This window comes from Acidobacteriota bacterium (assembly GCA_003696075.1).
In the GTDB taxonomy this organism is placed as follows: Bacteria; Acidobacteriota; Polarisedimenticolia; order J045; family J045; genus J045.
On sequence record RFHH01000207.1, the window covers coordinates 1 to 11,074 of the forward strand.

The following is an 11,074-nucleotide window of genomic DNA, read 5'->3' on the forward strand; positions in this document are numbered from 1 at the left end:
CTCCCAGCTCGTGGAGCTGATCCTGGGGGTCCGAGAGGTCTGTCCGGAGCCGCCGGCGCTCGCGGTCGACCTGGAGGGGGGCCCCGTCAACCGGCTCGCGCACTTGGATCCGGCGCTGGCCCGGCTGCCGGCCGCGCGCATCCAGGCCGCCTGGCCGACCGAGCGGCTCGAGCGGGTCTGGCGCGGGGTGGGAGACGTCCTCGCCGCCCTCGGGTTCGACATCGACTTCGCACCGGTGGTCGACCTGGACGAAGGGGACGGGTCCAACGGGATCGGTCCGCGCGCGTTCGGGGCCGAGCCGGGACGGGTCGCCGCGGCGGCCGGAGCCGTCCTCGCCGGCCTTGCCGCCGCGGGCGTCGCCGGCTGCCTCAAGCACTTCCCGGGTCTCGGGGAGACGGAGACCGACACCCACGAGTCCCTGGCGGTCTGCGAGGCCGCCGCGGACCGCCTGTGGGACCGGCACGCGCGCCCGTTCCGCGAACTCGCGGCACGGTCACCCCTCGTGATGATCGCCCACGCCTGGTACCCGGCCGTCGATCCCGGCGATCCGCTGCCCGCGACCTTCAGCGAGCGCCTCGTGACGGGTTGGCTGCGCGAGCGGTGCCGGTACGAGGGTCTGGTGATCACCGACGACCTCACGATGGGTGCCCTGCGGGCGTGGCCCTCACCGGGAGAGCGGGCCTTGCGCGCCCTCCGCGCCGGGGCCGACCTGGTTCTTTTCTGCCGCGATCTCGACGCACCGCGACGTGCCCGCGATGCTCTCGCGCGCGCCCTCGAGCGGGGCGACCTCCCGGAGGACCAGCCGGAGCGGGCGCTGTCCCGCCTTGCGGGTCTCCTCGAACGGTCCCGTCCGGCCGGCGCCTCCACCCGCGAGATCGTGTCGCGTGCCGCCGAAGCGGCACGCCGCCTCGGCGAGTTCCTCGCCTGAGTCGGGATCCGGCCGTCCGTCACGCCAACGAGCGGCCGGTCAGGATCTCGAAGATCTCGATGTACCGCCGCCGGGTTCCCTCGACGATCTCCGGCGGCAGATCGGGCCCGGGAGGCTTCTTGTCCCAGTCCAGCGTCTCCAGGTAGTCGCGGACGAACTGCTTGTCGTAGGAGGGCTGCGGCCGGCCGGGCTCGTAGCCGTCGCGCGGCCAGAAGCGCGAGGAGTCCGGTGTCAGCGCCTCGTCGCACAGGGCGATGCGCCCGTCGATCACCCCGAACTCGAACTTCGTGTCGGCGATGATGATTCCCCGCTCCGCCGCGTACTCCGCCGCCCGCGCGTACAGCTCGAGCGTGAGCGACCGGAGCCGGTCCGCGGTCTCCCGGCCCACGAGCGAGGCCATCCGCTCGAACGGGATGTTCTCGTCGTGCCCGCTCTCCGCTTTCGTCGCCGGAGTGAAGATCGGCTCCGGAAGCCGGTCCGCCTCGCGAAGTCCCGGCGGGAGCTCGATCCCGCACACCGTGCCCCGCTCGCGGTACTCCTTCCACCCGGACCCGGCGAGGTAGCCGCGTGCCACGCATTCCACGGGAAACATGTCCGCCTTGCGAACGATCGACGCGCGCCCGGCGAGCTGGTCCCCGAAGCGACGGAGTTCCGCGGGGAACTCGTCGAACCTGGCGGTCACGAGGTGGTTGGCGACCAGGGGACGGCTCCATTCCAGCCAGAAGGCGCTGAGCTGGTTGAGCACTCTTCCCTTGTCGGGAATCGGCTGGGGCAGCACCACGTCGAAGGCGGAAATCCGATCGGTGCAGACGAACAACAGGGCGTCACCGAGGTCGTAGATGTCCCGCACCTTTCCACGGCCGACGCGGGGCAGGCCCGGAAGACTCGTCTCCGACAGGCCGTTCATCAGGCCTCCGAAGCGGGGCTGCGGCTCACTTGAGCCGCTTCGCCCGCGAGCGGGCCTTCTGCCGCAGCTCGGGATCTCCGAGGTGCATCCGGGAGAAGGCCTTGAAGATCTTCGCCGCCTCCTTGCGCCGGCCCGCCGCCGCGAGCGCCTCCGCATAGGCGTACGGAGCGTTCTCGAAACGCACGTCCGGGTCGCGCTCCACCGGGGCCTTCGGCGCCACCTGGGGCCGCTGCCGCGACTTGTCCCGCAGCTCGACCTGCCGGAAGAGCGGCTCGAGCACCGCGATCGCCTCCTCGGCGCGGCCCAGCTCGGTCAGCACGCGCCCGAGCTCGTAGGAGGCGTTTTCGCGCACGTAGGCGTAGCGGCCGGAGGGGTACAGCCAGGACTCGATCGGGGCCCAGCGATTGAGGTCCTCCACCGCCTTCCGGAAGTGCTCAGCGGCTTCCTCCTTGCTCCCCCTGGCCAACGCGATCTGCCCCAGCTCGTACTCCGCGTAGGCGTGGTGAACCTCCCGCTCGAGCACCTTCTGAAAAAGTTCCACCGCCCGATCCCAATCCCCGGCATCCTCGTACAGAACACCGCGGATGAAGCGGCACATGTGGACGGCGCTCGCGCGGACCGGATCGGAGCGCCCCGGCCCCATCTCGATCAACCGGTCGCAGATCTTCGCCGTCTCCGCTTTCTCCCCCTTCACTTCGTGGAGCTTGGCCGCGAGGATCAGCCCGACCGGATTGTCCGGCTCGATCTTCAGGGCGCGCTCGAGATACTTGCGAGCCCGGACCACGTCTCCGCCCGGCCGTCGCAGCTCGACGACGGCCGCCTTTCGGAGGGCCTCGGCGTTGTCCGGGTGATCCTTGACGAACCGGTAGAACCAGCTCTCCGCCGCGGCCCAGTCTCGCTGCCGGATCAGCCGCTCCCCCTCCTCCAGCTCGGAGTGGCCCGCTGGCTGCTCCGGCGGAACCGCCCGCGCCGCACCCACCGTTCCGGCCGCCAGGAGGATCGCGATCGCCATCCGCATTCCGGCCTTTCGCATCGTCGTCACGTCTCCTTGCCGCTCGTCCCGCCGTCCCGCTTCAACTGTAGCATCCGGCCGCGCGAGCGCCCGTTCACCGGGAGTCGTGGATCACCCGCCCCGCCACGACGGTCATCACCGGCCACCCGGTGAGCGACCACCCCTCGAACGGCGTGTTCGAGGCCCGGCTCCGAAAACCGGCCGCTTCGACCGTACGCTCCCGCTCGAGATCCAGGACGGTGAAGTCCGCCGGCTCACCGGGGGCGATCCGTCCACCCGCCACGCCGAGAGCCCGCGCCGGGCCCGTCGACAGCGCCGCGACGAGCGCGGGCAGCGGTACCTCGCCGGTGCGGACGAGGCGGTCGAGCAGGACGGGCACCGCGGTTTCGAGACCGACGACCCCGAACGGCGCCTGCCGGAACTCGACGGCCTTCTCGTCCCGGTGGTGCGGAGCATGATCGGTGGCCACCGCATCGACCTCGCCCCCGGCGAGTGCGCCGACCAGCGCGCGGCGGTCCTCTTCCGTTCGCAACGGCGGATTCATCTTGTAGTTGGTCCCGAAACCCTCGATCGCCTCGTCGGTGAGCGTCAAATGGTGCGGCGTCACCTCGCACGTCACCGGCACGCCCCGGGCTCGGCTCCACCGGATGAGTTCGAGGCCGCGGCCGGTCGTCACGTGCTGGATGTGGAGCCGCCCGCCGACGTCCTCGGCGAGCAGGAGGTCGCGCGCGATCATCGAGTCTTCCGCTGCTGCCGGCCAGCCGGGCAGCCCCAAGCGCGCGGCCACGGGGCCCTCGTGGGCCACCCCGTCCCCCACGAGCGAGGGGTCCTCCTCGTGGGCGAGCACGGGAATCCCGAACAGGCGCGCGTACTGGAGGGCCCGCCGCATGAGCGAAGCATCCTCGATCGGCCGGCCGTCGTCGGAAACCGCCACCGCTCCCGCTTCGACCATTTCCCCGATCGGCGCCAGCTCCCGCCCCTCGAGCCCTTTCGACACCGCACCCACGGGGTAGACCCTGACCGACCCGTGCCGCCGGGCCTCCGCGAGGATCATCTCGGTCACCGCGCGGCAGTCGTTGACCGGCTCGGTGTTCGCCATCGAGGCGATCGCGGTGAACCCTCCCGCGGCCGCGGCCGCGCAGCCGCTGGCGATCGTCTCCTTGTGCTCCTGGCCGGGTTCGCGCAGATGGACGTGCATGTCGATGAACCCGGGCGCGAGCACGAGCCCGTCGAGATCGATCGTCACCGGCGGGCGCTCGGTGATGCCGGCCGCGACCGACACGATGCGGCCGCCGGCGACCAGAACGTCCCGCACGCCGTCGAGTCCCGACGCCGGATCGACCACCCGGGCGCCCCTGAGGAGAAGCCTATCCACCGTCAGCCCCCGCGAGGAGATAGAGCACCGCCATCCGCACCGCGACGCCGTTTTCGACCTGCTCGGTGATCACCGCCCGCGGTCCGTCGGCCACTTCCCCGCCGATCTCGATCCCGCGATTCATCGGGCCCGGATGCATCACGATTCCGTCCGGGGCCATCCTTTCGATCCGCTCGGCCGTCAGACCGAACAACCGGGAGTACTCGGCGAGCGACGGAACGAACCCGCCCCGCTGCCGCTCGAGCTGCATCCGCAGCGCCATGACCACGTCCGCGCCCTCGACCGCTTCCTCGATCCGGTAGGCGACCCTGACCCCGAGATCCTCGATGCCGAGGGGGATCAGGGTCGGGGGCCCGCACACCGTCACCTCCGCCCCCAGCGTCCGGAACAGGTGGATGTCGCTGCGCGCGACTCGGCTGTGGGCGATGTCCCCGACGAGCACCACCTTCAGCCCGGCGAGCCGGCCGAAGTGATGGCGGATCGTCATCGCGTCGAGCAGCGCCTGGGTGGGGTGTTCGTGCGTGCCGTCTCCGGCGTTGACCACCGCGGCCCTCGTGTGGCGGGCGAGGAGGTGGGCCGCCCCGGGCTCCGGGTGCCGGATAACGATCACGTCCGGGTGCATCGCCTCCAGGGTCCGGGCCGTGTCGGCGAGGGTTTCCCCCTTGCGGAGGCTGCTCGCGCTTCCCGAGAGGTTGACTGCGTCGGCCGAGAGCCGCTTCGCGGCCAGTTCGAACGAGACCCGCGTCCGGGTGGACGGTTCGACGAAGAGGTTCACGACGGTCTTCCCGCGCAGGGCGGGGACCTTCTTGATCGGGCGCAGCGAGACTTCGCGGAAGCTCTCGGCCGTTTCGAGGATCTCGAGCGCGCGCTCCGCGGGAAGTCCCCTGGTGCCGAGGAGATGGCGCGGAGGTGCGCTCATGGCGAGCGGTCCTCTTGTCGGGCGGCATCCGCCCGCCGATCGGCCCAGGGAACGGCGAGCACCCGGTCGGGGCCCCCGTCCACCTCCTCGAGCCGGACCTCCACCGCCAGCTCGGGGGGAACGGCGAGCGTGGCGCCGACGAAGTCGGCCTGGATCGGCAGCTCGCGGCCGCCCCGATCGACCAGCACTCCCAGCCGGATCGCCCGCGGTCGCCCGAGGTCGGTGAGCGCGTCCAGCGCCGCACGGATCGTCCGGCCGGTGAACAGGACGTCGTCGACCAGCACCACCACCCGATCGTCCAGCGGGAACCGGATCTCGGTCCGCCGGAGCACCGGCCGCTCGCGGCCTCGGGCCACGTCGTCGCGATACAAACCGATGTCGAGTTCGCCGAGTGGAGGTGCTTCACCGGACGCCGCCCCGATCCGGGCGGCGATCCGCCGGGCGATGGGGATGCCGCGGGTATGGATGCCGACGAGGGCCGCCCCCTCCCCCACTCCGGCCAGGACCGCCCCCGCGAGCCGCTCGATCGCCGCGGCGACGGCCGCGGCGTCCATCAACGTCTTCGCTCGCGTCATAGGAGCCGTCCGCCCCCGCGGTCCCCGCCGCGGTCGGCGTTTCCTAGCACGGGGCCCTTCGCCGGTCAACGCCCGGCCCGCCTCGCGTCGAAGCTCGGGACGGTGACGACCGGGTGGGCCGCGCGGAACTCGGGCTCGAACAGCTCGAACGCGACCGCCCCCGCGTCCTCGGCGACCGGCAGTCCCAGCGCCCACAGGAGCGTGGGGAGGACCGAGACGAGCGGGACGGGACGATCGGGCGCTCGCTTCCGGCCGACCCCCGGACCGGCGAGGAGGAGCGCGCCGGGGACCGGACCGGCGAGCGTGGCGGTGGGACGGTCGAGCCCCAGGAGCGGTTCGACCAGCCGGAGCGGATCCTGCCGGGGGCGCACCCCGAACGGGGACACGATGGCGGCCAGTCCGCCCCCGCGGAGAATCTCGTCCACCAGGGGAGCCAGCCTCTCGTCCAGATCGTGGCGGTACCGGCGCAGCACGTGGCGATAGGCGGCCACCTCGCGGTCGCCCGTGGCGCGGGCGCGGCTCTCCGGCCTGAACCCGGCGAACCGGAGGGCCGCCCGCCCGTGCCCGGCGAGCCGGACGTGCACGATCGGAACCCCCGCCGCCAGAGCTCGAGCGGCGATCTCGATCGCGCAGGCGTCCGCCGCGAACGCGTCCCGGAGTTCGCCCGCGAGCCGCCGGCTCCCCTGAAGGCGCTCCGCAGGGGTCTGGAAATAGCGCGAGGCCAGATCGCCGGGATCGGGACAGGTGACCGACCCTCCGCCGGGCAGCGGAATCTCCCGTCCCGGGCCGAGCCGGGCCGCCGGAACGCACCACGGCTCGCGCCAGGCCAGCGGATCGCCGATGACCGCCGCTTTCAGCCCCAGGCCCCGCGCGATGCCCGGCAGCGCCACCGCGCGGAGCGACTCGCCCGCGACCGGAACCCTCACCCACAGCCGCGTCCCCAGCAGCGGGGCGAGCAGGAGCCCCCGCGGGAGCACGGCGAACGACCGCCGGTCCCACAGCGGCCGGTACCGGTGCTGGCCGAACAGCGCGTGGACCCGCGGGGGCTGGCCGGTCGCCAGCGTGGCGTGCAGGGCGAGCGGATCGGCCGGCGGCGGGCCGGCCACTTCGGCGAGCGTTCCGGTGGCGGCCAGCCGGGCGACCGCCCGCAGGTCACCCCGGTCGGCGTGACGGGCCAGCTCGGCGGCGGTCCAACCCGGCATCTCGACCACCAGGAGCGTCCGCTCGGCCTCGAAGCCGGGGAGATCCACCGGCACGGGATCCGGCGATTGCACCCGCCGGAGGCTCGCCGCCACGCCGAGCGCCACGAGAAAGCCCAGCGCCACGGCAGCCAGCCAAGGCCCTCCGACACTCCCCTCCCGGCGGAGGTCGAGAGCCGCCAACAGGGCCAGGACCCCGGCCGCGGCCAGGGTCGACGAGGCGACCAGGGCCAGCGCGACGCGCCCCTGCGGGGGGAGGAGCCCGCCGAGCGAACGGTACTGATGCGCTGCGGCCGCTCCGATCAGGAGGGCGTCGAGCAGCGCGAAGCGGAGGATGTAGCGGCGCGAGAGGCCGCGCCGGGTGAAACGGCCCACCGCGAGCGCGCGGCCGGCCAGCACCAAGGCGGGGCCGAGGAGCACGAACGCGCCGAGGATCTGGGGCGAGAGCGCCACGAGCGCAGCGAGGTAGCCGCCGAGCGTGAGCGGCCTGTCGGGCGTGAGCACGAAGAGCAACAGCGCTTCCGCCAGCCCGGGGAAGATGCCAGCCACGGCGGCATCGGCCACGAGCCACAGTGCGGCGGCCCCTCGCCTCCTGCGCGCCCTTTCCGGCATCGTGTCTCCTTCTGGTGCGCCATTATCGGGGATCGGCGGCGCAGGGCACGCGCCGGAGCGTGGGCGATAATGCGCCGCGGAGATCAGGATGCGCGAGAACCGGTCCGTGGAAGTGGTCGCGCAGGAGGCGCTCGGCGGCGACTGCCATCTGATGCGGCTCCGTTGGCCCGAACTGGCCCGGAGTGCGCGCGCCGGCCAGTTCGTGATGATCGGGTTGCCGGACCTCGGAGCGATGCTCCTGCGCCGCCCGTTTTCGGTGGCTCGCGTGGGGAGCGAAGCGGGCGGCCCAGCGACCTTCGAGATCCTCTACAAGGTTTTCGGGCGTGCCACCGCCGCGTTCAGCCGGCTCCGTCCCGGGGCCCGGCTCGCGGTCCTCGGCCCCCTGGGACGCGGCTTCTGGACGCCGGACGGCGCTGGAGCGGGGTCCCGAGCCCTCCTCGTCGCCGGGGGGATCGGGGTCGCCCCGTTCCCGCTGCTCCTCCAACAGCTCGGTCCGCGCGCGGCGTCGGCGACGCTTCTGTACGGCGGACGATCGCGAGCCGACCTGCCGCTGCTCGACTGGTTCTCCTCGCGTTGCCGGGTGGTTCCCGTGACCGAAGACGGGTCGTGCGGGCGGCGCGGGCTGGTGACGGACGCACTCGCCGACGAGCTGGAACGCGGCGGGGAGGCGGTCGTGTACGCCTGCGGTCCGGCGCCGATGCTCAAGGCGGCGGCGGAGCTTTGCCTCGAGCGCAACGTCCCCTGCCAGCTCGCCCTGGAGGAGATGATGGCGTGCGGATTCGGGGTCTGCCTCGGATGCGTGGTCGAGCGCCGCCGTCCGGCGACGCCCTTCGAGCGATACGCGCGCGTCTGCACCGAGGGCCCCGTGTTCGACGCCCGCGAGGTGGCGCTGTGAACCGCGCGCCGCGGCTCTCGGTGGACGTCGGCCGGAACCTGGTTCTCCGGAACCCGGTGCTCACCGCGAGCGGGACGTTCGGCTACGGTCTCGAGTACGAGCCGTTCTTCGATCTCGCGTCCCTCGGCGGGGTGGTCGTGAAGGGGATCTCGCCCCGGGAGCGGTCCGGCAACCCGCCGCCGCGGATCGTCGAGACACCCTGCGGAATGCTCAACGCCATCGGGCTGCAGAACGTGGGAGTCGAGCGGTTCGCCCGCGAAAAGCTCCCGGCGCTGCGCGAGCGCGACACGGCGGTCGTCGTCAACGTGTACGGCCACCGCGTCGAAGACTACGTGGCGGTGGCCGAGCGCCTCGAGCGGGAACCGGGCATCGCCGCCCTCGAACTGAACCTGTCCTGCCCGAACGTCGCCGAGGGCGGGCTCGAGATCGGCCGGTCTCCCGCGGCCGTGGAGCGGGTGACGCGGGCCGTGCGCGACGTGACGAACAGGCCGCTGTGGGTGAAGCTCACCCCCAACGTGACCGACATCACCGAACCGGCGCGCGCCGCGGTCGCCGGCGGCGCCGATGCCCTGTCGCTGGTGAACACGTTCGTGGGGATGGTCATCGACATCGAGCGCCGGCGGCCCGTGCTCTCGCACGGAACCGGGGGGCTCTCCGGTCCCGCGATCCGGCCGATGGCGGTCGCGATGGTGTGGCAGGTCGCCCGTGCGGTGGAGGTTCCGGTGATCGGGATCGGGGGCATCGCCAGCGTCCGCGACGTGGTCGAGTTTCTCCTGGCCGGGGCACGGGCGGTGCAGGTGGGCACCGCCAACTTCGGCGATCCCTCGGTCGCGGCCCGGTTGGTCGCCGGCCTTTCCCGCTGGTGCGCCGAGCACGGCGTCGAAGACGTGAACGAGCTGGTGGGCGCCGCCCACCCGGAGCGCGGATGAGCCTCGGGAGCCCCGCCGCCCGGCCCGGCCGCCTCCCCGACGGTGCCGGCGGGCGCCCGCCCGCCGTGCCCCGGGGCCTCGGCTCGGACCGCGCTCGCCGATGGGCGCTCCGCCGGCGGCCTCTTCCCGCGAGTCGGCCGGCCGTGTGGGCCCGCGCGGGCTCGCCGGCGGCGCCGACGGACGAACCGCCCGCCCCGGTGGGCCGGCGGTGCGAGCGCGCTGCCGGCGCGGGCGGATGAGCGATGACCCGGACGCTGTTCCCACCGAAAGGCCCCGGGGCCCGCCCTCCCTTGGCGGAGCGGATGCGGCCCCGGTCGCTCGCCGAGGTGGTCGGCCAGCGCCACCTGATCGGGCCCGACGGGATCCTCCGGCGGGCGCTCGATGCCGGCACGCTCCCCTCGCTCATCCTCTGGGGACCGCCCGGAACCGGCAAGACGACGATCGCCCGCCTGGTAGCGCAGGAGGCGGGCGCCGAGTTCGTGGCGCTTTCGGCGGTGACCTCGGGCGTCGCCGACGTGCGGCGGGTCGTGGATCGCGCGAGCCAGGCCCGCGCCGCCGGGCGCACGACCGTGCTGTTCGTGGACGAGATCCATCGCTTCCACAAAGGCCAGCAGGACGCCCTGCTCCCGCACGTGGAGAGGGGGACCGTGACCTTGATCGGGGCGACGACCGAGAATCCCGCGCACACGGTCGTCGCGCCCCTCGTCTCGCGCTGCCGGGTGCTCACGCTCGCCCCCCTGAGCGCGGGGGAGATCCGGACGATCGTCGAGCGGGCTCTCGACGACGCCGAGCGGGGGCTCGGTACGCTCCCGATCGAGTTGCCCGAGGAATCGCTGTCCGCCCTGATCGCCGATGCCGACGGCGACGGCCGCCGGGCGCTCATCACGCTCGAACTCGCCGCCGCCTCCGCTCTCGCGCGGAAGAAAGGGGAAGGCCGCGCCCGCATCGAGCCGGAGGACGTGCGGATCGCCGCTCAGCGCCGGCTGCTCCGCTCCGGCCGTGCGGGTGACGTGCACTACGATCTGGCCTCGGCGTTCATCAAATCGATGCGCGGCTCGGATCCCGACGCCGCGGTGTACTACCTGATGCGGATGATCGAATCGGGCGTGGACCCCCGCTTCGCCGCACGGCGCATGGTGATCTTCGCCGCCGAGGACGTCGGTCTCGCCGACCCGCGAGCGCTGGTGCTGGCGGAAGCCGCGGCGCAGGCCTTCGAGCGCCTCGGCCTTCCCGAGGGGTCGCTGCCGCTCGCCGAGGCGGCGCTCTACCTGGCGACCGCCCCGAAGTCCAACAGCGTCATCGTCGCTCGCGACCGCGCGGCGGAGCTCGTCCGCCGCTCCGGCAACGTGCCGATTCCCGACGCGCTGCGCGACGCTCATGCGCCCCTCTCGCGCGCGCTGGGAGCGGGACGCGGCTACCGATACCCTCACGACGCGCCCGGACACTTCCTCCCCGACCGGTACCTCCCGGAACCGCTCCGCGGAGAGAGGCTCTACGAGCCGTCGCAGGAAGGGGCCGAAAAGGAGCGGGCGGAGCGGCTCCGGCGGTGGCGGAGGGCGCGGGACGACGCGGATCGGCGCTGACGCCGTCCCGGGAACCGTTCGGCCCGCCACCGTTCGGCCGCTCTCGGTCCGGGTTCCCCACCGGAGGTCCCCAGGGCGCTCTTCGCGGGAAGAGCCCACTCGATGGTGCGCTCTCCCGTCGGCGTCGTTGCGGGGTTCGA

The 11,074-nt window shown here is 73.2% G+C and carries 11 protein-coding genes; 5 read left to right on the top strand and 6 right to left on the bottom strand.

Annotation, left to right across the window (positions count from 1 at the left end; translation table 11 throughout):
- The coding region (locus D6718_13185; protein ID RMG42931.1) for a glycoside hydrolase family 3 protein at positions 1-928 on the top strand (928 nt) is incomplete at its 5' end.
- 19 nt (positions 929-947) lie between these two features.
- On the opposite strand, the gene D6718_13190 is transcribed toward D6718_13185, so the two are convergent.
- From D6718_13190 to D6718_13215, 6 genes are all read right to left on the bottom strand, one after another.
- Positions 948-1,835: a phosphoribosylaminoimidazolesuccinocarboxamide synthase gene (locus tag D6718_13190; protein RMG42932.1), complete on the bottom strand. Its 888-nt coding sequence runs from the start codon at positions 1,833-1,835 to the stop codon at positions 948-950.
- 25 nt (positions 1,836-1,860) lie between these two features.
- Positions 1,861-2,868, bottom strand: a complete 1,008-nt coding sequence (locus D6718_13195; GenBank protein RMG42933.1) for a hypothetical protein — start codon at positions 2,866-2,868, stop codon at positions 1,861-1,863.
- Positions 2,869-2,941: 73 nt separating this feature from the next.
- Entirely contained in the window at positions 2,942-4,222 is a 1,281-nt protein-coding gene (locus D6718_13200; protein ID RMG42934.1) for a dihydroorotase, read from the bottom strand.
- Positions 4,215-5,141 carry an aspartate carbamoyltransferase catalytic subunit gene (locus D6718_13205; protein ID RMG42935.1) on the bottom strand — a complete coding sequence of 309 codons (927 nt, stop codon included), beginning with the start codon at positions 5,139-5,141 and terminating at the stop codon, positions 4,215-4,217. Before D6718_13205 ends, D6718_13200 begins: the two co-directional genes overlap by 8 nt.
- Complete coding sequence (pyrR, locus tag D6718_13210; protein ID RMG42936.1) at positions 5,138-5,716, bottom strand: bifunctional pyr operon transcriptional regulator/uracil phosphoribosyltransferase PyrR; 579 nt, start codon at positions 5,714-5,716, stop codon at positions 5,138-5,140. Before pyrR ends, D6718_13205 begins: the two co-directional genes overlap by 4 nt.
- A 65-nt stretch (positions 5,717-5,781) precedes the next feature.
- Positions 5,782-7,527, bottom strand: coding sequence for a hypothetical protein (locus tag D6718_13215; GenBank protein RMG42937.1), 1,746 nt, complete (start codon positions 7,525-7,527; stop codon positions 5,782-5,784).
- A gap of 88 nt (positions 7,528-7,615) precedes the next feature.
- Between D6718_13215 and D6718_13220 the strand changes: the two genes are divergently transcribed.
- The 4 genes from D6718_13220 to D6718_13235 are packed head-to-tail and all read left to right on the top strand — an operon-like array spanning position 7,616 to position 10,934.
- On the top strand, positions 7,616-8,422 hold the full coding sequence (locus tag D6718_13220; protein ID RMG42938.1) for a dihydroorotate dehydrogenase electron transfer subunit: 807 nt from the start codon (positions 7,616-7,618) through the stop codon (positions 8,420-8,422).
- Complete coding sequence (locus D6718_13225) at positions 8,323-9,351, top strand: dihydroorotate dehydrogenase (protein ID RMG42939.1); 1,029 nt, start codon at positions 8,323-8,325, stop codon at positions 9,349-9,351. Before D6718_13220 ends, D6718_13225 begins: the two co-directional genes overlap by 100 nt.
- On the top strand, positions 9,348-9,590 hold the full coding sequence (locus D6718_13230) for a hypothetical protein (GenBank protein ID RMG42940.1): 243 nt from the start codon (positions 9,348-9,350) through the stop codon (positions 9,588-9,590). Before D6718_13225 ends, D6718_13230 begins: the two co-directional genes overlap by 4 nt.
- A 3-nt stretch (positions 9,591-9,593) precedes the next feature.
- Entirely contained in the window at positions 9,594-10,934 is a 1,341-nt protein-coding gene (locus D6718_13235; GenBank protein ID RMG42941.1) for a replication-associated recombination protein A, read from the top strand.
- Positions 10,935-11,074: the final 140 nt, after the last annotated feature.

Bases quoted from the DNA above. Each gene is read 5' to 3' on its own strand.
- D6718_13190 (RMG42932.1), bottom strand. From the start codon at position 1,835: ATGAACGGCCTGTCGGAGACGAGTCTTCCGGGCCTGCCCCGCGTCGGC.
- D6718_13225 (RMG42939.1), top strand. From the start codon at position 8,323: ATGCGTGGTCGAGCGCCGCCGTCCGGCGACGCCCTTCGAGCGATACGC.
- D6718_13220 (RMG42938.1), top strand. From the start codon at position 7,616: ATGCGCGAGAACCGGTCCGTGGAAGTGGTCGCGCAGGAGGCGCTCGGC.
- pyrR (RMG42936.1), bottom strand. From the start codon at position 5,716: ATGACGCGAGCGAAGACGTTGATGGACGCCGCGGCCGTCGCCGCGGCG.
- D6718_13230 (RMG42940.1), top strand. From the start codon at position 9,348: ATGAGCCTCGGGAGCCCCGCCGCCCGGCCCGGCCGCCTCCCCGACGGT.
- D6718_13205 (RMG42935.1), bottom strand. From the start codon at position 5,141: ATGAGCGCACCTCCGCGCCATCTCCTCGGCACCAGGGGACTTCCCGCG.
- D6718_13215 (RMG42937.1), bottom strand. From the start codon at position 7,527: ATGCCGGAAAGGGCGCGCAGGAGGCGAGGGGCCGCCGCACTGTGGCTC.
- D6718_13235 (RMG42941.1), top strand. From the start codon at position 9,594: ATGACCCGGACGCTGTTCCCACCGAAAGGCCCCGGGGCCCGCCCTCCC.
- D6718_13195 (RMG42933.1), bottom strand. From the start codon at position 2,868: ATGCGAAAGGCCGGAATGCGGATGGCGATCGCGATCCTCCTGGCGGCC.